This is a genomic window from Streptococcus suis S735, from assembly GCF_000294495.1.
Taxonomy (GTDB): domain Bacteria; phylum Bacillota; class Bacilli; order Lactobacillales; family Streptococcaceae; genus Streptococcus; species Streptococcus suis.
The window spans coordinates 1,242,545-1,262,260 of record NC_018526.1; the positions used below are offsets into that span (position 1 = coordinate 1,242,545).

The window sequence follows — 19,716 nt, forward strand, 5'->3', positions numbered from 1 at the left end:
TAACCTATTTATTATTTATGTAAAGCACTAATAAACCGCTCTGCGATTTCCTTTGGACGTGTGATCGCACCGCCTACAACAATTCCTGCCACACCTAAATCATGAATAATTTTTACTTGGTCAGGATAGTGTATTTTTCCTTCCGCTATCACATCGATACCTGCTCGGCACAAGCGGTCAACCAATTCAATATCCGGTCCCTCCTCCTGCCTACTATAGGATGTATACCCCGAAAGTGTTGTCCCAATGAAATCGATGCCTGCTTCATAAGCAGTTAATCCTTCCTCAAAGGTTGAAATATCTGCCATAAAAAGTTGTTCGGGGTATTTTTCCTTGATTTGCTTAATGAAATCAACAATATCGAGTCCGTCATAACGCTCACGCTTGGTACAATCAAGAGCAATGACTTCAATATCTAGAGCTGCTAACTCGTCTACTTCTCGCATCGTAGCCGTAATAAAGGGCTCTTGTGGAGGATAGTCTCGCTTGATAATTCCGATAATTGGTAAAGTAGTTACTTCTTTTATCTCCTTAATATCTCGTACACTATTGGCCCGAATACCGACAGCCCCTGCTTCTTGGGCAGCCTTGACTAGTAAAGGCATAATACCGCCTTCTTCCCTATACAGAGGTTCGCCTGGCAAAGCCTGACAGGAAACGATAATTCCATCCTTAATTTGTTGCTTTAAATCTGTCTTACTAATAGTGCCCATTATGTCATTCCTTTCTGCTCCATACTAGAGATAGCGCTTACATTGTTTATTATATAGTATATTATTATTTTTTCAATAACCTCTTTTTATTTAGAATGTAATTTCGATTTTTGTAGAAATACAAAAAATCCTGAAAATAGTTTCAGAACGAGTTCTCATACCTAAAAGTAGTTTTTAGGAAAATATAAAAGATTCTACCCAAAATTTGAATAGAATCCTTATTTTAATACCATTTTCTTGTGATAAGTTTCTGACGAATAGTGTTTAGCTCCTAGCCTCTGTGGCTAAGAGAGTATAATACATTGCCAGATTACTCTATCACCTCATCCGCATACTGTGGGTATAACGTTGTTCCCCAGATGGTTATTTTACGTTGACCAACAAGTGGTAAATCTTTGTCATAAACTGTTCTCCACCACTCCCATGCTAATCCTGTACATTCTTGAATATTGACATGAAGATTGCGAGCATTTCCTGGAATTTGAATGGTTTCACTCCAGTGTGAGGTCAGATTTACACCATTCTTATCCCAAGCTTTTGGTTCCCAAACTTCTTCTCCAGCTTCATTGTAAGATACTTCTTCCCAAGTAATGTTGTATTTCGCAACATAAGCACCTGAATGATCCAATGTCAATGCACTGCTATTATGGACTGTTGAAGTTGTTTCTATGTACTCTGAATTGCTCAAAATCTGAGCAGGTCTATTGTCTTTGACAAAGTTGGTTGAATACGAAATCGGAACACCTGGATTGAGTTTTCCGTATCTTGCACCTTCTTCAATAATCTTCTTCAGTGTTTCAATATTTCCGCTCACAACAGTAGCCGCGCTACCTGCATCCCCACCAAAAATATAAGCAGAGAATGAAGTATTTTTCAGAATGTCTTGATACTCAGCATTGCCACTAATATCAACGCCTTTGATGGCTGCTTTAAATGCGGCTTGAACTTGGGTACTCCTACTGCTAGTTTCTAACTTGATGAACATAGAGCGTCCATAAGAAACGCTGGAAACATAAACAGGAGGTACCTCATCTGTTATCCCATTTCGTTTCAAATCTTCTACAGTTGTCCCTTCTGCAAAAAGCTTGCTTGGAGATTCTGGTTCATCAACACTAACTGTATAATAAATTTGTTTAAAGTTAACAATCTGAACCTGTTTTTCACCCGAATTCACGGCATCAAAATTGATATCTAATGGTACAGCAATTTTTTCAAAAGAGGTTCCGAACTTCGTTTTCAATTGTGACATACTGTATGCCATTGTTTCATCATATTGAAGCTCTGCTTGGGTATTGCCATACTCTCCAGCATACGTATTATTCCATTTAGACAGAAGGTTATTCACCCCTGTTCGAACAGTACTTCTTGTTGGAGAATTTACAACAGTGTGGCTATCCCCATTGGCCAAACCAGGTAAATTCAAACTAAGCGTCAGATCTCCCCGCGCAATACTGATAAGCGTTGGATTATTATCCAGAAGATTTTGGTCAGCACGCAATAAAGCACCTGGATAAATATTTGCAGCCTTAGCATCAATAACAGCAATATCTGCACTATTGTTCGTAATATTCTTCTTTTCTCTGCGAAGTACTACAAAACGTCCGTTTTCTAACATACCAGTTGTTGCTGGCGGATTATCAATGTATTCTCCCTCATTTGTAAGAATCTCTTGTGGCTCGTAAGTCAAGCTTTGAAAATACTGATTAATATCTTGTTTGGAATCTGCAAGAACACTCAATGGTGTGACCCCTACGAGTGCCAAACTGACTATTGAGCTTAAAATCAAGTGCGAACTTTTTCTCATAAGTTTTATCCTTTCATGTTTTCACTAATGAAATGAATAGACATAAAAAATGGTATTAAAAAAACAAACGTTTGCGAGTTCATTCTGCACCTTTTTAGATAAGTTGTCAAGACTCCTTGAGATGAAAAACAGACAAAAAACAGATTACGCCTCTCTATTTGTTGTTTTTCCAACAATTTCCGGAATATTTCTGTAAACAACCTATTCATTTTCTGTTTTTTCTGAATTTCTGTCAGTTTTTTATACACATTATCACTTATAAATATTTGCAATGATAACCAGATATTATAGTTGTTTAGTTCGCTTTTAGTACAAGGCAACGAGCTGCAGGTTGCTAGAACAGCCTAGAGGCTGTTCTAGGTTGGAAATAAGACATGCGAAGCAAGTCACTTTCGTGGAGTACGGCAAAGCGAGTTCAAACAATCCAGTGGAGTGTTTGAAGTAGGAAATAAGAAAACGGAGTTTCCTCTTGCGTCGAAGTAATTAAAGATAAACTAAATGACTATACCTCCTCTTTTTGAACACAAAAACTCCCCCGACTAGCTTCTAATCCTATTAAAAACTTGTTAGGAGAGTTATTCCATTTTATTTATCCAATCGGCTTTATGATGTTTTTGATAAGGGAATCCAGATTGAACCATTCGTCAATCATATAATCTGCCTGAAAGGAACTTTCTGGCTCTGACCGTTTTCTGTGATTAAACCAGACCGCTTGCCAACCAGCTGTTTTTGCCCCGATGATGTCATTTTCAAACGAATCCCCTACCCTAGATAACAAATATCTTCGCCTGACATCCCCAAACGTTCTTCCATTAGTTGAAAAATAGCAGGATTTGGCTTTGTGATACCAACTTGTCCAGAAATAAGGACATGTTCTAGCTCAAACCAATTAACTAACCCCATCGTGCGTATCTTTCTCAACTGATGTCTATAAGGTCCATTCGTAATAATCCCCATTGCAATTCCTTGCACCTGACACCACGAAAATATTTCTGGAAACACTGGACTGAGCTCTATCTGCCCTTGAAAATAATCATAATCTATTTGAATAGCTAAGGCTGTTGCATCAGACACCTGATACCCAAAATCTGCCAAAGCATGTTTCATCCGATAAATATGACTGTCTTTCAAACTCATCTTTCCAATTGCTGTCGCTTCAAATACTTCATCCGCATATCTGCGAAAGGAAAGGTAGAGTGGTTCAATTTGCTCCCTTGCTACTTCAATGTGTCTTTCCAAAGCACGTTCAAACGGTTGAATCTGATCATAAAGCGTATCATCTACATCAAAAATTAAGGCTTTCATGAGTCAATTATAGCAAAAAATTCCAGCAAAAGCTTGGAATTTTTAACTGCTTATTACACCTTTGCTTGAATCTCATGCATTTGAGCATATACTCCACCACGTGCAACCAATTCTTCATGCTTCCCATGTTCAATAATTCGACCTTGATCTAAGACAAGAATCTGGTCTGCATTTTGAATGGTAGAAAGTCGGTGAGCAATAATAAAGGTTGTCCGACCTTCTTTCACCACTTCCATGGCATGTTGGATAATTTCTTCCGTCTCCGTATCAATATGAGAAGTTGCTTCATCCAATATCAGAATTTTAGGATCAGAGTAGAGTGTCCGCGCAAAGGCAATCAATTGACGTTCCCCACTTGAAAAGGCCGCCCCCTTCTCAACAACCGGTTCATCAATCCCTTTCTCTAAGCGAGATAGCATAGGCCCTGCACCAACTTTTTCTAGCGCCTGCATGATTCTTGTTCTATCTGCTTCCTCTTCATTCATGGAAACATTGCTGGCAATCGTCCCTGTAAAGAGATAGGGATCTTGCAAAACAATCCCCATGTGACTGCGCAGGCTTTCACGAGAATAATCACGGATGTTTTTCCCATCAATCAGTACACATCCCTCCTGTGGATCATAGAAACGATAGAGGAGATTCATAATAGAAGACTTACCAGACCCAGTATGCCCAACCAGAGCAACTGTTTCTCCTTTTTCTGCTCGAATGGTAATATCTTTCAAAACTGGTCTGTTTTCTTCATAGCTAAAGTTCACGTGTTCAAACACGACTTGCCCTTGTTCAACTTCCAAAATACGATCACAGTCGTCCTCCAGCTCTTCTTCTAGAAGGGCCATTAGACGCTTACCTGTTTCAAACGAGCGAAGCATATTTGGGAACTGTTGAACCAGCGCTCCCAAAGCAATGAAGACTCCTTCGATATAGTTGACATAAACAAAGAGTTTCCCAGCTGTAACTCCATCCTGTCCCGCAAGAAATTGATAGCCGACTACCGTTAAAATCGCAGCAATGACCAAATTTTGCAGAAAACCACTCAGATTCCACGTGGCAAGAGACTGGGCCCAGATAATCTTATTATCTGCCCGACGCATCTTGTCAGCAGTCACTTCAAATTCTTTCATGATGCGCTCTTCTTGTCCAAAAAGTTGAATCAAACTTGCACCATTCATGGTCTCATTCACCTGCGTATTGACGTCACTCCTTGCATCATAAAAATCCTTCATCGGCTTGTCTGTCATTTTCTTGTAAGCAAATTGAATACCGATATAGAGTGGTATCAAGAGTAACATCAGCCAACCAAGACTCCTATTCATATAAAATAGGACACCGTATGTAAAGAGCAAACGAACAATATTGTTAAAGGCATTAACTAAGGTCCCATAAAATTGTGTCCGCAGAGTTTCTGTATCATTGACAATTCTAGTTGCAATTTTTCCAGCGGGCTTATCATCAAAATAAGAAATAGGCAACCGTTGCATAACATCGTAGGCTTGATTACGTAGATTTTCAGCAATACGATTGGCGCAATGCATGAGTAAACGCATAGATAAGTAGAAGCCAATAGCTCCCAGAATAATCATTCCCATGTATTGAACTGACTGGTTTAAGAAAACAGCTTCATCAAAAGGCAAACCCTTGCTCAAATCCGTAATCGGCCCATCAATCGCCTGCTGAATCAGCAGAGGAGCCAATCGAACCATGGTCGAAGCCAATAGATAGAAGCCGACAGCTACTATAAATAGACACTTGACTCGACGGATTTGTTTTAATAAAAAACCTAAAATAGTCATTACTCTCCTCCTTCCTGGCTTTGTTGTCGTTGGTATTGTTCATAGTACCAACCTCTTTGGGCAAGCAAATCAGCTGGACGCCCTTCCTCAACGATACGCCCCTCATCCAAGACTAGTACCCAGTCTGCATGGTTGACAGCAGATAGACGATGGGTCACGATGACATTGGTTTTGCCTGCACGTTCTTTTTGAATATTTTGGATAATCTGGCGTTCTGTCCTAGCATCCACTGCCGACAAAGAATCATCTAGAATTAGCAAATCTGGCTCTCGCAGGAAAGCACGGGCAATGGAAATCCGTTGTTTCTGACCACCAGAAATAGACACACCACGCTCACCAATCATGGTATCAAGACCATCACTCATCCGTTTTAAATCTTGACTAAAAGCTGCTGTGGCAATGGCTTGTTCAATCTCCTCAGAGCTACTAGCTACTTTCCCTAGGGCAATATTTTCTCCAACAGACCTTGAAAACAAAATGTGTTCTTGTGGAACATAGCCAATTTTTTCCTCTATACTAGAACGTTTAAAGTCTAAAATAGATTGATGATTGATGAAAAAATTTCCCTGACCAATCGGATACTGGCGTAAGAATTGGCGAACCAAGGTCGTTTTTCCCGAACCAGTTTTCCCAACGATACCTACAGTTTGCCCTGCTTTCAGTGTCCAATTGATGTCCTGTAGGCTGGCTCTTTCCGCCTGTGGATAACTAAAGCTATAATTTTTGAAGGAAATACTAGACAGCTCTGCAATTTCCTTAGAAGCATCAGCCTCCAAATCATCACCCGTCTCAATCAGCTCTTGCAGTTTTTCGAAAGATGTCTTACCAGTCTGATAAACAAGGATGAAATCTGCTAGTGTCCAAAACGGCTCTAAAAGCGAACCGACATACAATTGAAGGGCAATTACTTGTCCCAAGGTCAGTTGCCCTGCTTTCACGGCTTGTGCCCCCATGAGAAGTACGAAAATAGTAGACAATCCCAAACAGACTGTGGCTAATGGATTATACAATGATTGCAAGGAAGTGATGCGATCCCCACCTTGAGCCAATTGCTTGGTACGAGCTTGAAATTGAGCCTTTTGATTTGCTTTTTTACTATAAGCCCGAGTCACTCGAATGCCTTCGATGACCTCCAAAACTTCATTATTGAGCTGGGCTACAGCTTCTCTATTGGCATCAATCGCCTTATCTTGTTTTCTCCCGATAAAAAATATACATAGTGTCATGAACAGCATCGGTAGTAAAGCTACTAGCGAAATTTTCCAATCAATAAAGAACATCGTGGGAATGATAAAAGCCAACATACCGCCTGCATAGACGACAATCATAAGACCGTAACCCACCATCTCCATCAGGCCATCCACATCCGTTGAAAAACGAGTCATGACATCTCCTGAGCGGAATTTTTCATAAAATGGAGTCCGCATGGTCACTAATTTTTTAAAGGCACGTTGCTGCATATCAAACTTGAAATTGACAGAGGCCTGAAATAATTTCAGATGCCAAATGAAGGCTGTTGCATAGTTCAGCACTGTTACCAATAACAATAAGGTCATCTCCTGAACCAATATGGCCTGTGTTAATTCATTCTTGGTTAGTATATCGACCATCCGCTGAATGATTTGCGTTGGTAGCAAAAGTGTGGCGTCATAAATAATCAAGGTCACAGCAACCAATAGGTAGAGCCACTTATGACGCTTGATATAGTCAAAAATTAATCGAAACATATATCTCCTTTACAAATCCATAACCTATCATTTGCCACTTTATTCAATAAGCTACAATTGATAGACCTTACTTTTCTAAGCTAAGCGCACAAAAAAGCCCAGGGAAGCATCTCACTCCACCTAGGCTTGCGTAAGTCCACAAAAATAGACCAGCTCTTGAACATAGTCGACAATTTTTATCACACCATACCCACAGTGCTTGATTGTCTCAATGTTTCAAAATATAGCCCACGAAAAACGACAAAAGTTCATCAATGAGCTTTGTTTTCCTGCTTAGAAAGGAGTGTATGATAAAAAATAGCTTGCTGAATGACAAGTTGCTTGTTCATTTGTTTTACTCCTTTCATATTTCTAAGCCCTATTCTACCATAATAAACATTCATGTCAAGGGATTTTTTGACAATAAGGGCGAATTTAGGACAAAAATAAGAAAAAACCTTGTCAAACAAGGCCTTTCGATAGTATTCGATGCTAGTTGCCGGGATTGAACCGGCGACCTCATCCTTACCATGGATGCGCTCTACCGACTGAGCTAAACCAGCAGTACTTGACTAGTATATCATATCTCTAAAAAAAGTCAATGGATTTTTTGGAAATATTGAGAAAAATAAAGAGAAAATAAGTCATTCCTAAAAATTGTCTGACACTTTTAAGGAATTGTGCTATACTATTGTTATAAAAATCACAAAGGAAACGATATGAAACTGCAAAACCTTCAAGTTGGACAATCTTATTTAGTCAAAGATTGTCTAACGCAAGATGATATTCGTAAACACTTAGCACACTTGGGTTTAAAAGTCGGAGAAGAGATTCGCATCATTTCAAAAACCAAGACCAATGCAATTTTCCAAGTCAAGGCAAGCCGTCTAGCCCTAGACAGAGAAATTATTGAATCTCTGGTTTTAACAGAAAAGTCAGCTACGGAAATAATCAATCTATCCGAGGCACCTATTGGTAGCTCAGCTAAGGTTATGGACATCTATGCAACAGGTGCACTCCGTCGTCGCCTCATGGATATGGGACTTACAAAGAACACGCAGCTATTTCTCAAAAAAGTCGCTCCCCTGGGCGATCCAATCGAAACTACCTTGAGAGGATACGAGCTGACACTACGCAAATCCGAAGCGCAAATGATTGGTGTTCAAATCACAAGCGAGGTGAGGAAATGACAAAACACATCGCCCTTGCAGGAAATCCAAATAGCGGAAAAACAACTCTTTTCAACCTCCTAACAGGAACCAACCAACGTGTCGGTAACTGGCCTGGAGTCACCGTTGAAAGAAAATCTGGAACGATCAAAAAGCGAAAACATTTACTAATTCAAGATTTACCAGGTATCTACTCGCTGTCTCCCTACACACCAGAAGAACGGGTTGCCAGAGATTATTTGATAGCGGACCAACCAGCTGCTATCCTCAACGTCCTTGATGCAACAAACTTGGAACGGAATCTCTATCTGACCTTGCAGTTATTAGAAATGGGCCTTCCTATTGTTATCGCCCTCAATATGACAGACGCCCTGAAAAGTCAAGGTCGCTCAATAAACAGCGACCAGCTCTCCTATCAACTGGGAGTTCCTGTACAGCCTATCAGTGCACTAAAAAAGCTAGGTATATCCCAGCTCCTCCATGAAGTAGAAAAAATTACCAATCAGCAAGCCGAGCCAATCTATCCTCAGTATGACAAACAATTTGAAGCCGGCCTCGCCCAAGTTATTGACCTATTATCGGATTCCATCCCAAATCGTCAAAAACGCTTCTACGCCATTAAGCTACTCGAACAAGACCAAGTCATTCTAGACCAATTGCAACTAAATGCACAAGACATGCTTGATTTGACCGAAATCATTGCCATTTTGGAAAAAATTTACGCAGACGATATGGAAGCCATTATCGTCAATCAACGCTACCAATTTATCGAGAAAATCACAGAACTGGTCACAAAAGACAGCGATAAGGCTTTTAACCTGTCTGATAACATAGACCGACTTGTTACCAATCGTTTTCTTGCCCTCCCTATCTTTGCGGCAGTCATGTGGCTGACCTACTTCCTGTCTATTCAAACGGTAGGTACAATGGGGACTGACTGGGTGAATGATGTCCTCTTCGGAGAGCTTGTTCCAGGCCTTATTCAGGCAAATCTAGATCGATTTGAAATCGCTGGCTGGCTACAATCTCTGGTCCTTGATGGCATTATTGCAGGATGCGGAGCCATTCTAGGTTTTGTACCACAAATTTTCGTCCTCTTCGTCTGCTTGGGAATCTTGGAAGACATCGGCTATATGAGCCGAGTCGCCTTTGTCATGGATAGGATTTTTAGACGTTTTGGTCTATCAGGCAAATCCTTTATTCCCATGTTGATTTCCACAGGCTGTGGCGTTCCTGGAGTCATGGCAAGCCGGACTATTGAAAATGAACAGGACCGAAAAATCACCATTATGACAGCAACCTTCATGCCCTGTTCTGCCAAACTTCCTATCATTTCACTGGTAGCCGGTGCTTTCTTTCCTGACAATCCTTGGATTGCTCCAAGCGCCTATTTTGTCGGTATGGCTGCCATCGTCCTATCCGGAATGGCACTAAAAAAGACCAAGCAACTTGGTGGAGTCGCAAGCCCCTTTATCATGGAATTACCATCTTATCACTTACCAAAACTCAGTACGGTTCTCCGGTATGCATTCGATAAGGCACTTAGTTTTATCAAACGAGCTGGTACCATTATATTTGTGACCAACATCATTATTTGGTTCAGCAGTTCCTATAATTGGTCTTTACAAATGGTAGAAACAGATGAGAGTATCTTAGCCTCCATTGGACACAGTTTTTCTCTCCTCTTTGCCCCACTTGGTTTCGGAAATTGGCGAGCAACTGTTGCAGCCATTACAGGTCTCTTAGCCAAGGAAACCGTCATTGCCACCTTTGGTATCCTCTATAAATTAGGAGAAACAACCGAAGAAAATCCCGAACTATGGGGGCTTTTACAACAAGACTATACAGCGTTATCAGCCTACTCCTTCCTAGTCTTCAATCTCCTCTGTGCCCCTTGTTTTGCGGCTATTGGTGCCATTCACCGTGAAATGGGAGAAGCCAAGTGGACATGGATTGCTATCGGTTTCCAAACGGGTTTAGCCTATGCAAGTAGTTTGGTTATCTATCAGATTGGTCTTGTACTTATCCACGGACAATTACCAACCGTCTGGACATTTATCGCTATCTTTCTAATTATCACAGCCATCTACAGCCTAGTGAAAAAACCAACCAACACTCTTCCAATCGTCACGCTAAAAACATTAGAAAAAGGAGAATATTAATGCCCACACTTATCCTCTTTCTCATCATCGTCATCTTATTTTCTCTTGCGATTCGCAGTCTCATCAAAGGAAAAGGATCCTGCGGAGATTGTTCCTGCGACTGTACTATTAAGCAAGAGATGAACGAATCTTCTCACCATAGACATCCATAACAAAAAGGTCTGCCTCATTATTGTGCAGACCTTTTTACATGTAGCTTGTCTATTAAATTTTTAAGTAGCGGTTCATGGAAATGACTGATCCCAAGGAACCAATAATAATACCAATTACAAAAAGTGCGCCAATCATTCCTGGAACAAAGACATCCATACTAATCAGAGACAAATCTTGACTAGCAAGACTAGCATTTACCGAAGTATAAATCATCTTATAAAAAGAATAGACTAAAGCAGAAGGCAAAATAGCTCCGAGGAGACCTACCCAGGCACCTTCCCAGAGGAATGGTCCACGGATATAACTGTTTTTAGCACCAACCAGACGCATAATCTGAATTTCACGGCTACGAGAAATAATGGTAATTCGAATAGTATTGGAAATCAAGAAAACAGCAGTAAAGAGCAATAAGCCAGTTGCTGCCAATCCCCATGTACGAACTAGATTAGCTAATTTAAAAATACGTTCCGTTTCAACTTCCCCATCCTGTACCTCTGTAACACCATCAATTTTAGCAATCTCTGCTGCAACAGTTTTTACATATTGCGGTTCAGTCGTATCAATGATATAAGCATCGTAAAGTGGATTGGCATCTCCTTGGAATAGGTTCCAAGTATCTCCCAAGGTAGCTGTTAATTTCTGTAACTGTTCATCCTTACTTGAATAAGTGACAGATTGTACATTTTCTAAGGCTGTAATCTGATTATACACCTTTTTATAATCTGGATTAGCTACCGTCTCTCCTGCTTCGTTCACAATCGTCTCAGCTTGATCGGTTGAATTCGCTCTCAAATACACATTGATGCGTACATTCTGTTCCAAATCCGAAGCGAGCTTTGCTGTGTTCAAAATAACTGAAGCAAATAGACCAACCAAGGTAAGGGTAATGGCTACAGATGAAATGGCTGCAATCGTCATCCAACCATTTCGCTTCAAACTCTTCAATGACTCAATAAAGTGTCTAAAAAATCGATTACTCATCGTATCCATATTCTCCTTCCGCTTCATCACGTACTACACGACCATCTTCAATCGCAATAACACGATGACGAAGTGTATTTACAATCTGACTATTGTGTGTCGCCATCAAAATCGTTGTCCCCTGTAAGTTAATTCGCTCCAATAGATTCATGATTTCCCAAGAGTTTTCAGGGTCCAAGTTACCAGTTGGTTCATCAGCAATCAATACTTTAGGATTATTTACAATGGCACGGGCAATAGCAATACGCTGTTGCTCACCACCTGAAAGTTCATTTGGGAAAGAACGAATTTTGTGTTTCAAACCAACCAAATCTAAAACTTCCATTACACGTTTCTTGATATTCCGTGGTTTCTCACCGATAACTTCCATCGCATAAGCAATATTTTCAAAGACAGTCTTTTTAGGTAAGAGTTTGTAGTCTTGGAAAACCACTCCTACACTACGACGTAGAAGAGGAACATCTCTCTTTTTAATTTTTGCAAGGTCAAACTTACCAACCTTTAGACTCCCCTTATCGAGCTTTTCCTCCCGATACAAGAGTTTGATAAAGGTTGACTTACCTGCACCAGAAGGACCTACAATGTAGGCAAATTCTCCCGCTTCAACATTGACTGATACTCCGCGAAGGGCAGTCGTTCCGTTTCCATATTTCTTGGAAACGTCTTTCATTTCTATTATTCCCATAGGATTTCCTGTCTTAGACAGTCCTTTCTTTAGATTTGAGAACGTTTTTTTCAAAATACAGTCCGTATTCTCTAAAAAAACTTCCTTGATGAGCGAAAAACTATCTCTTATTTACAAGCACTTCACTTGTAAATACAGGTTCTTAGCTAATTCGCCATTTTAAATAAGCATCTATAAAGCCGTCCAAGTCTCCGTCCATAACCTTATCGACTTGAGCCACCTCATAACCAGTACGGTGGTCTTTTACCATTGTATAAGGTGTAAAGACATAAGAACGAATCTGACTTCCCCAAGTGATCTCTTTCTTGTCACCCTTAAGTGAGTCTACTTCTGCCGCTTTCTTCTCCTGCTCCAATTGATACAATTTAGCCTGCAAGAGTTTCATTGCACGGTCTCGGTTTCCATACTGAGTACGGTCAACTGTGGACTGAGTCACAATCCCTGTCGGAATGTGCGTCAATCGAACACCCGTTGAAACCTTATTGACGTTCTGTCCACCAGCACCTCCTGACCGGAAGGTATCCATCTTCACTTCATCATCTCTGATTTCAATTTCAATGGTATCATCCAACTCAGGCATTACCTCCACAGATGTAAAGGAAGTATGACGACGCTTAGCTGAGTCAAAAGGTGAGATGCGCACCAAACGATGAACACCCATTTCTGACTTAAGCAAGCCATAGGCGTTTGGACCAGTAAAGCTTAGAGTCACAGACTTAATACCTGCCTCATCACCAGCTTGATAATCCAATGTTTCTACTATAAAACCTTTGGCATTTCCATAACGCTGATACATCCGCAGGAGCATTTCTCCCCAGTCTTGTGCCTCGGTACCACCCGAACCTGGATGGATTTCCAAGATAGCGTTATTGTGATCATAGGGTTCTGATAAGAGCAAGGTCATTTCGTAAGCAGTCATGGTTTTGTCCAATTCCACTAACTTTTCAACCAACTCATCCCGCACAGACTCATCTTCTGCTAGAAAATCTAGCAAAATTTCAGATTCATCATATAAATCCAACATCTGATGGAAATTTCCATAAGTATTTTTTAATTCATTCAACTCCTGAGACGTCTTCTGGGCTGCCAAATTATCATTCCAGAAATCTGGCTCCGTCATCTTGTTCTCAAGAATGGCAATCTCTTCTTCCAGACCTTCTAAGTCAAAGAGACCCCCTAAAAGAAGTTAATTTTTTGCCAAGTTCTTCAATCTTTTGGCGAATTTCTGCTGTATCCATATACACCTCATTTTTATTCATAATCTTTATTATATCACATTTGCAAGTCCTTGACCATGTTGAGAAAGGCCGCTTGCTCTGCTATGACATCATCATTGTCTGATGAAATACCTGCGATAAAGGAAACCATCTCATCATTGGGCTGTTTGACCAATTGCCCCAAGGCCCAGATAGCCGTTGCCATGTGGACCGGATTTTGTTTTTTATCGATGATTTCTAGGAGTTTGGGAATGGCAGAGCGATCATTACTATTAGCCAAGGCTATGATGGCATTACGCTGGAGAATATTTTTCCCCCGCCAAGAACCTGCAATCATACCAAATTTTTCCTTGAATTGTCCATTTGACAAGTCCAAGAATGGAATCAGCTCAGGCTCAGCCAAATCAGGGTCAATCTCCACCACAGGTGGACTGGAAATTCCCTTGTTGTAAGGACAACAAATCTGGCAAATATCACAACCATAGATGACCGTCTTGATTTTCTTACGAAACTCCAAGTCCATCATCCCCTTATCCTGGGTCTGAAAGGACAGACAGCGACGGGCATTCATGGTCGTGTCACCTAATAGACAAGACGTCGGACAGGCTGCAACACAGCGATTGCAATCACCACAATCATAATCTACTGGTTGATCTGGTTCGATGTCCAGGTTGGTCACTAATTCTCCTAGAAACATATAGGAACCAAATTCCTTAGAAATGACTAGCCCATTCTTCCCGATAAAGCCAATTCCTGCACGACGAGCGACCGCTGTATCCACCAAAGCTCCTGTATCTACCATAGCCTTGTATTCCAAACCATCCGTCAGTTTCTCAATTCCCCGTGCCAAACGCTCCATCTTATCTTGCAAGATATAGTGGTAATCAAGCCCCCATGAACTAGGGGTAATCTTCCCACGTTTGTATTGGGTCTTCTGCGGTTTGACAGGCAAATGTCGAGGATAAGCTACCGCGATAGAAATGATAGTTTTTGCAGATTCTAACGACAGTTTGGGACGGATACGTTCTTCAATATTCTTGTGTTCAAATCCTGACGAACGCCCCTCTTCCTGACTAGCACGAAGTGATTTCTCCAAATAAGCAAAATCATCAGCCGTTGTAAAACCAATCTTCGAGATTCCGATTTCCTGAGATAATTTAATAATCTCTTCCTTAATATTCATTATATTCATTTTAGCAAACTTTGAATATATTTAGCAAGACCTACATGGCTAAATAAGTTATTAATATAACAAAAAACGTTAGCACAAAACAAAAAATATTCATACGAACATAGGCCTTCTCCCGCCAAATACTGGTCAAGACATACATGATATTAATACCGATTGCTCCCCCTAAGCCGTTAGCCAGTAAATCAGTTATATCTGCAACCCCAAGTAAAAGAAGATATTGCAGAACCTCAAAGCAGAGACTCACTAACATAATCAAACATAGATTAGTCACCCACGATGCCTTGCGAAATAGCATTTCCATATAAATACCAAAGGGAATAAAACTTACAATATTAAATAGAATTTCTGGAAAATCCAGCACTCCATCATAGACCGCTGTTCCTGCAAACGGAATTAAGTTTATACTAGCATAACCATAGCGTCCATATACGATGCTCAAGTCCATCTTAAAGATAATCATCCAAGTAAGTAAAAGGAGATAGGCAAAAAATAAAAACATACTCATTTTCTTTGTCTGCATAGAAATTCTCCTCTCAACTAGCATATTTTATCATTATATCATAAATGCTGTTCTATAAAATGTCACTTCTGTGACAAAGCTCGTTCCATATTACAAGTACTTTACAGCCTACTAAAAACAGAAAAGGAAGACACTACCAAGCCTCCCCTTATTCCCAAAAATATCTTACTTAAAATGTCTGATTGCTATGCTGAAAAGCCTTATATTGATGGATTTGTAGCATCAAACGCTCAAAGTTCGCTTCCTTACATGCTCGCATGATCAAGAAGCAATCAATAAACTTCCACAAATAAAGTCCCAAAAATAACAAGAACCCAATCAAGATAAATAGCGTAACAAAAGATACTGCAAAAGCAATCAGCTTGGCAAATCCCAATTCTTTATTCCCGACATAAAAACGGTCGACACCAAACTCACCGAAGAAAATAGCCAAAATAAGAGCGACAAGAGGTTGACGCATCTCAACCATCATAAGAACGTTTAAAGCCTCATCATCTAAATCTTCTAGTTCTTTTTGCAGAATGAATAACTTATCAGATGGCAAATAACTGCTTTTACTTAAAATATAATTCTGAAGATAATTCATATAAACTCCTACCTCTTCAAAATTATAGCAGTTTCTTATTCTTCAAGCAAGCCTGTAGGGGAAAACAGTGTCAGAAATCGTTTACATTTTTTTCTTTTTTGCTATAATGAAACTAGATTACAAGGAGGTTCATATGAGAGTTATTATTCATTATCCAAAACCTATCAAACAACTATCCTCCCAAAAACTTCCGCTCCTGGTAGATGGAAAAATTGCTGGGACAGTTACTCAAGGTAAAATTCTAAGCTTACCAATTACACAACCATCTGTTACACTAAGCATTCGAGGGGATAAAAAATCGAGCATTCAAGTTAAGGAGGGCGATAGGGTCTAAATAATATAGTCGAATGAATTAGCTTTCAGACAAGGAACTGAGGCGCAGGCTGTACTGAAGTACGGCAAGGCGAAAGTGACGATGTATCAAAGCTAATTCAGATGACTATGGAAAGTAGCAAATACTTCACTCCCTACTATTTCAGCTTGGCTATCGTACCAATCGCCTTACTGTTTAACTTACCAACTCTTGTCAAAACCTTCCTCCTCATACTAGCACTAGCCATTACTTTATTGGGACAAGCAATCTTCCCAAAATACATTATCAGTACAGAAAAAAGCTCAGACCACTAAATCTGAGCTTTTTCAAATGATATTTGCTTTTAGTACAAGGTAACGAGGCGCAGGCTGTACTGAAGTACGGCAAGTCGAGTTAACGAAGTAATAAAAGATAAGCTGAATAACTATATTAGATAGCTTTTTCATCCAATCCCAACTTACGTTGAACAAATTTAACAATTTCTACAACGACAACCATGAGACCTGAACCGATTACTGTTACCATCCACTGAGTTGGTGTCAAGATAGATACCTTGAAGAAGGTATTGAATCCTGGAATCACAACAGTCGCCATCAAGAGCAAGAAGGCAGCTACGATAGACCAGTTAAAGAGTTTGTTCTTGAATGGACCAACGGTAAAGATAGATTGGTAAACAGACTTAACGTTGAAGGCATGCACCAACTGAATCAATCCAAGAGTAACATATGCCATCGTAAGAGCATCCGCATGAATGGCATGATTATCTCCAGCGTGCTCTGGGTAAAGAAGTGCAAAACCATATACGCCCAAGACAAGTGCTGTTTGAAGGATACCTTGATAGATAATCGAACTCAAGACACCACCTGAGAAGAAGCTTGAGTTACGACCACGAGGTTTGTGCTGCATAACACCTGGTTCAGCAGGTTCAACACCAAGGGCAATCGCTGGAAGTGTATCTGTTACCAAATTGATCCAAAGAAGATGAACTGGCTCCAATACGTCCCAACCAAAGAGGGTAGCAAGGAAGATACACAATACCTCAGCAGTGTTAGCTGACAAGAGATACTGGATGGTTTTTTGGATGTTTGAGAAGACTTTACGTCCTTCTTCAACCGCCACAATGATAGTTGCAAAGTTGTCATCTGCAAGGACCATATCAGAGGCACCTTTCGAAACTTCCGTACCTGTGATACCCATACCGATACCGATGTCGGCTGTCTTAAGTGATGGTGCATCGTTAACACCGTCACCAGTCATGGCAACAACCTTACCATCATTTTGCCAAGCCTTAACGATACGAACCTTATGTTCTGGAGATACACGAGCGTATACTGAGTATTGTTTGAAGACTTTCTGGAACTCTTCATCCGTCAATTCGTTGAGCTCTGCACCTGTAAATACATGGTCTTCTGTATCATTTGGATCGATGATACCAAGACGCTTTGCAATCGCCTCAGCTGTATCTTGGTGGTCACCCGTAATCATGATTGGACGGATGCCCGCTTCCTTAGCGACACGAACAGCTTCTGCCGCTTCAGGACGCTCAGGGTCAATCATACCAACCAAACCTGAGAAGACAAGGTCGTTTTCAACAACGTCAGATTCCAATTCAGGAATAGCATCAACATACTTGTAAGCCATCATCAAGACACGAAGTGCTTGCTTAGCCAAGTCCTTGTTAGTGGCAAGAATGGCTTGTTTATCCGCATCGGTAATCGGACGAATTGTACCGTTTTCTTCAATTTGCGTTACACGTTTGAGCAATTGGTCTGGAGCACCTTTAACAGCTACAAAGAAGTTTCCAGCAGCTTGTTGGTGAACAGTTGACATCAATTTACGTGTTGAGTCAAATGGCAATTCAGCCACACGAGGCTCCGATACCAAGACTTCACGAACGTCAAAGTTTTGATCCAAACCAAATTGAACAAGTGCCGTTTCAGTTGGGTCACCAATCAATTTACCAGTTGGGTCAACTTTTGTATCGTTGGCAAAGTTCATAACACGAAGCGTTGTATTGCTTGCATCCAAAGCTTCTTTAGCATCCACCAATTGACCGTTTGTATAGACTTTTTCAACAGTCATCTGGTTCATAGTCAAAGTACCAGTCTTATCTGATGCGATGATTTCAGTTGAACCAAGTGTTTCAACAGCAGGCAACTTACGGATGATGGAATTACGCTTAGCCAAGACCTGTGTACCAAGTGAAAGAACAACTGTTACAATAGCTGGCAAACCTTCTGGAATGGCCGCAACCGCAAGAGCTACAGAAGTCATAAGAGCAGGCAAGATACCTTCACCACGTACGAAGACTGAAACAGCCATCGTTACCGCTGCAATTACAAGAACTGCATATGTCAAGACTTTTGATAGCTGGTGCAAGTTTTGCTTCAATGGTGTATCAGTCTCATCTGCATTAGCAAGCATGCCAGCGATGTGCCCAACCTCTGTGTACATACCTGTATTTGTAACCACACCAAGACCACGGCCGTAAGTAACGTTAGAGTTTTGGTAGGCCATGTTGACACGGTCACCGATTGGTGCATCTTCAGCCAAAACTGCGGACAAATCTTTATCAACTGGTACAGACTCACCTGTAAGAGCTGCCTCTTCGATTTTGAGGGAGTTAGCTTCCAACAAACGCATATCGGCAGGGACAACATCACCTGCTTCAAGCAAGACGATGTCACCTGGTACCAAGTCTTTAGAATCAACTTCGACTACATGATTGTCACGAAGCGCACGCGCAACTGGGCTTGACATGTTTTTTAGCGCCTCAATGGCTGCCTCAGCTTGACCCTCTTGATAAACACCAAAGGCAGCGTTCAAGATAACCACGGCCAAGATGATAATGGCATCTGTCAAACCGTGTGAACCTTCTGTAATCACCGTCAAGATTGCTGCTGCAATCAAAATGATAATCATCAAGTCTTTGAACTGATCCAAGAATTTAGCTAAGAGTGTGCGTTTTTCACCCTCATCCAATTCGTTACGACCGTAGTCTGCTAGACGTTTGCTTGCCTCATCACTAGACAAACCGTCCAAAGAAGACCCCATGCTTGACAATACTTGCTCTTCGCTCTGTGTATAAAACAAATCGCGTTTTTGTTCTTTTGACAATTTCCTTCTCCTTCTCGGTCCCTTTTTTACCTAACAAATAAAAAAGAGACCTGTTTTATTAAAACAAGTCTCGCTATTTAATATATTGCCGGAAACAAGTCGGATTGACGACAATATCACGGAATTTTCCGCTAGCTACTCCCTCGATTTGTTAACTATTATATCAAAAATCCCGAGAAATTCAAGAATATTTTTCTGGAAATAAGAGATTATTTCCACGAAGTAAATTCCCAAAGTAAGTTCTAGTCTGTCTTAAAAACTGGAAATTAGACTGAGACAAAGAAATAAGGTAGAACTTAC

The 19,716-nt window shown here is 40.6% G+C and carries 16 protein-coding genes, 1 tRNA gene and 1 pseudogene; 5 read left to right on the forward strand and 13 right to left on the reverse strand.

From position 1 onward, the window contains the following. Positions 1-11: 11 nt before the first annotated feature. From YYK_RS06115 to YYK_RS06145, 6 genes and pseudogenes are all read right to left on the reverse strand, one after another. Complete coding sequence (locus YYK_RS06115) at positions 12-713, reverse strand: N-acetylmannosamine-6-phosphate 2-epimerase (RefSeq protein ID WP_012027343.1); 702 nt, start codon at positions 711-713, stop codon at positions 12-14. A gap of 310 nt (positions 714-1,023) precedes the next feature. Beyond that, entirely contained in the window at positions 1,024-2,517 is a 1,494-nt protein-coding gene (gene sly / locus YYK_RS06120; protein WP_012027344.1) for a cholesterol-dependent cytolysin suilysin, read from the reverse strand. Between the two features lie 589 nt (positions 2,518-3,106). Beyond that, positions 3,107-3,822 (reverse strand): annotated as a pseudogene (locus tag YYK_RS06125) (HAD family hydrolase). 53 nt (positions 3,823-3,875) lie between these two features. After that, positions 3,876-5,615, reverse strand: coding sequence for an ABC transporter ATP-binding protein (locus YYK_RS06130; RefSeq protein WP_012027346.1), 1,740 nt, complete (start codon positions 5,613-5,615; stop codon positions 3,876-3,878). Then, positions 5,615-7,342 (reverse strand): ABC transporter ATP-binding protein, encoded by a 1,728-nt coding sequence (locus YYK_RS06135; RefSeq protein ID WP_014917273.1) that lies wholly within the window; start codon positions 7,340-7,342, stop codon positions 5,615-5,617. Before YYK_RS06135 ends, YYK_RS06130 begins: the two co-directional genes overlap by 1 nt. Before the next feature lie 469 nt (positions 7,343-7,811). Further along, a tRNA-Thr gene (locus tag YYK_RS06145) sits at positions 7,812-7,884 on the reverse strand. Positions 7,885-8,040: 156 nt separating this feature from the next. On the opposite strand from YYK_RS06145, the gene YYK_RS06150 reads away from it, so the two are divergent. From YYK_RS06150 to YYK_RS10160, 3 genes are read left to right on the forward strand one after another with little or no spacing between them, the layout of a single operon-like run. Beyond that, on the forward strand, positions 8,041-8,511 hold the full coding sequence (locus tag YYK_RS06150) for a FeoA family protein (RefSeq protein ID WP_012775230.1): 471 nt from the start codon (positions 8,041-8,043) through the stop codon (positions 8,509-8,511). After that, positions 8,508-10,652 carry a ferrous iron transport protein B gene (gene feoB, locus YYK_RS06155; protein ID WP_012027350.1) on the forward strand — a complete coding sequence of 715 codons (2,145 nt, stop codon included), beginning with the start codon at positions 8,508-8,510 and terminating at the stop codon, positions 10,650-10,652. The genes YYK_RS06150 and feoB overlap by 4 nt, the downstream gene beginning before the upstream one ends. After that, a complete protein-coding gene (locus YYK_RS10160) occupies positions 10,652-10,804 on the forward strand; it encodes a FeoB-associated Cys-rich membrane protein (protein ID WP_085461704.1) in 153 nt (50 codons plus the stop codon). The genes feoB and YYK_RS10160 overlap by 1 nt, the downstream gene beginning before the upstream one ends. 52 nt (positions 10,805-10,856) lie before the next feature. Here YYK_RS10160 and ftsX read toward each other — a convergent pair whose 3' ends face one another. The 6 genes from ftsX to YYK_RS06185 all read right to left on the reverse strand — a co-directional run bounded on the left by ftsX (position 10,857) and on the right by YYK_RS06185 (position 15,986). After that, entirely contained in the window at positions 10,857-11,786 is a 930-nt protein-coding gene (gene ftsX / locus YYK_RS06160; protein WP_014917275.1) for a permease-like cell division protein FtsX, read from the reverse strand. Beyond that, positions 11,779-12,471, reverse strand: coding sequence for a cell division ATP-binding protein FtsE (gene ftsE / locus YYK_RS06165; RefSeq protein ID WP_002936190.1), 693 nt, complete (start codon positions 12,469-12,471; stop codon positions 11,779-11,781). The genes ftsX and ftsE overlap by 8 nt, the downstream gene beginning before the upstream one ends. 142 nt (positions 12,472-12,613) lie before the next feature. Further along, positions 12,614-13,709, reverse strand: a protein-coding gene (gene prfB, locus YYK_RS06170; RefSeq protein ID WP_012775232.1) for a peptide chain release factor 2 whose coding sequence is annotated in 2 segments (ribosomal slippage) — positions 12,614-13,636 and positions 13,638-13,709 — 1,095 coding nt in all. Because the reading frame shifts where the segments join, the coding sequence is not laid out codon by codon here. 34 nt (positions 13,710-13,743) lie between these two features. Continuing rightward, a complete protein-coding gene (gene queG / locus YYK_RS06175; RefSeq protein WP_012775233.1) occupies positions 13,744-14,871 on the reverse strand; it encodes a tRNA epoxyqueuosine(34) reductase QueG in 1,128 nt (375 codons plus the stop codon). 40 nt (positions 14,872-14,911) lie between these two features. Then, the gene (locus YYK_RS06180; protein WP_009910340.1) at positions 14,912-15,400 is read right to left on the reverse strand and encodes a VanZ family protein; all 489 of its coding nucleotides are present in this window, start codon (positions 15,398-15,400) and stop codon (positions 14,912-14,914) included. A gap of 169 nt (positions 15,401-15,569) precedes the next feature. Continuing rightward, positions 15,570-15,986 carry a TM2 domain-containing protein gene (locus YYK_RS06185; protein WP_004298733.1) on the reverse strand — a complete coding sequence of 139 codons (417 nt, stop codon included), beginning with the start codon at positions 15,984-15,986 and terminating at the stop codon, positions 15,570-15,572. Between the two features lie 133 nt (positions 15,987-16,119). On the opposite strand from YYK_RS06185, the gene YYK_RS06190 reads away from it, so the two are divergent. Continuing rightward, on the forward strand, positions 16,120-16,320 hold the full coding sequence (locus YYK_RS06190) for a hypothetical protein (RefSeq protein WP_014636456.1): 201 nt from the start codon (positions 16,120-16,122) through the stop codon (positions 16,318-16,320). A gap of 101 nt (positions 16,321-16,421) precedes the next feature. After that, complete coding sequence (locus YYK_RS09985) at positions 16,422-16,613, forward strand: hypothetical protein (protein WP_012027357.1); 192 nt, start codon at positions 16,422-16,424, stop codon at positions 16,611-16,613. Positions 16,614-16,728: 115 nt separating this feature from the next. Here YYK_RS09985 and YYK_RS06195 read toward each other — a convergent pair whose 3' ends face one another. Then, entirely contained in the window at positions 16,729-19,416 is a 2,688-nt protein-coding gene (locus YYK_RS06195; RefSeq protein ID WP_012775235.1) for a cation-translocating P-type ATPase, read from the reverse strand. Between the last annotated feature and the right edge of the window lie 300 nt (positions 19,417-19,716).

What these genes read in the sequence shown, in the direction of transcription:
- YYK_RS06185 (WP_004298733.1), bottom strand. Translation starts at nt 15,986, where the DNA reads ATGAATTATCTTCAGAATTATATTTTAAGTAAAAGCAGTTATTTGCCA.
- YYK_RS09985 (WP_012027357.1), top strand. Translation starts at nt 16,422, where the DNA reads ATGACTATGGAAAGTAGCAAATACTTCACTCCCTACTATTTCAGCTTG.
- YYK_RS06150 (WP_012775230.1), top strand. Translation starts at nt 8,041, where the DNA reads ATGAAACTGCAAAACCTTCAAGTTGGACAATCTTATTTAGTCAAAGAT.
- ftsE (WP_002936190.1), bottom strand. Translation starts at nt 12,471, where the DNA reads ATGGGAATAATAGAAATGAAAGACGTTTCCAAGAAATATGGAAACGGA.
- YYK_RS06190 (WP_014636456.1), top strand. Translation starts at nt 16,120, where the DNA reads ATGAGAGTTATTATTCATTATCCAAAACCTATCAAACAACTATCCTCC.
- YYK_RS06180 (WP_009910340.1), bottom strand. Translation starts at nt 15,400, where the DNA reads ATGCAGACAAAGAAAATGAGTATGTTTTTATTTTTTGCCTATCTCCTT.
- YYK_RS06135 (WP_014917273.1), bottom strand. Translation starts at nt 7,342, where the DNA reads ATGTTTCGATTAATTTTTGACTATATCAAGCGTCATAAGTGGCTCTAC.
- queG (WP_012775233.1), bottom strand. Translation starts at nt 14,871, where the DNA reads ATGAATATTAAGGAAGAGATTATTAAATTATCTCAGGAAATCGGAATC.
- ftsX (WP_014917275.1), bottom strand. Translation starts at nt 11,786, where the DNA reads ATGAGTAATCGATTTTTTAGACACTTTATTGAGTCATTGAAGAGTTTG.
- sly (WP_012027344.1), bottom strand. Translation starts at nt 2,517, where the DNA reads ATGAGAAAAAGTTCGCACTTGATTTTAAGCTCAATAGTCAGTTTGGCA.
- feoB (WP_012027350.1), top strand. Translation starts at nt 8,508, where the DNA reads ATGACAAAACACATCGCCCTTGCAGGAAATCCAAATAGCGGAAAAACA.
- YYK_RS06115 (WP_012027343.1), bottom strand. Translation starts at nt 713, where the DNA reads ATGGGCACTATTAGTAAGACAGATTTAAAGCAACAAATTAAGGATGGA.
- YYK_RS06130 (WP_012027346.1), bottom strand. Translation starts at nt 5,615, where the DNA reads ATGACTATTTTAGGTTTTTTATTAAAACAAATCCGTCGAGTCAAGTGT.
- YYK_RS10160 (WP_085461704.1), top strand. Translation starts at nt 10,652, where the DNA reads ATGCCCACACTTATCCTCTTTCTCATCATCGTCATCTTATTTTCTCTT.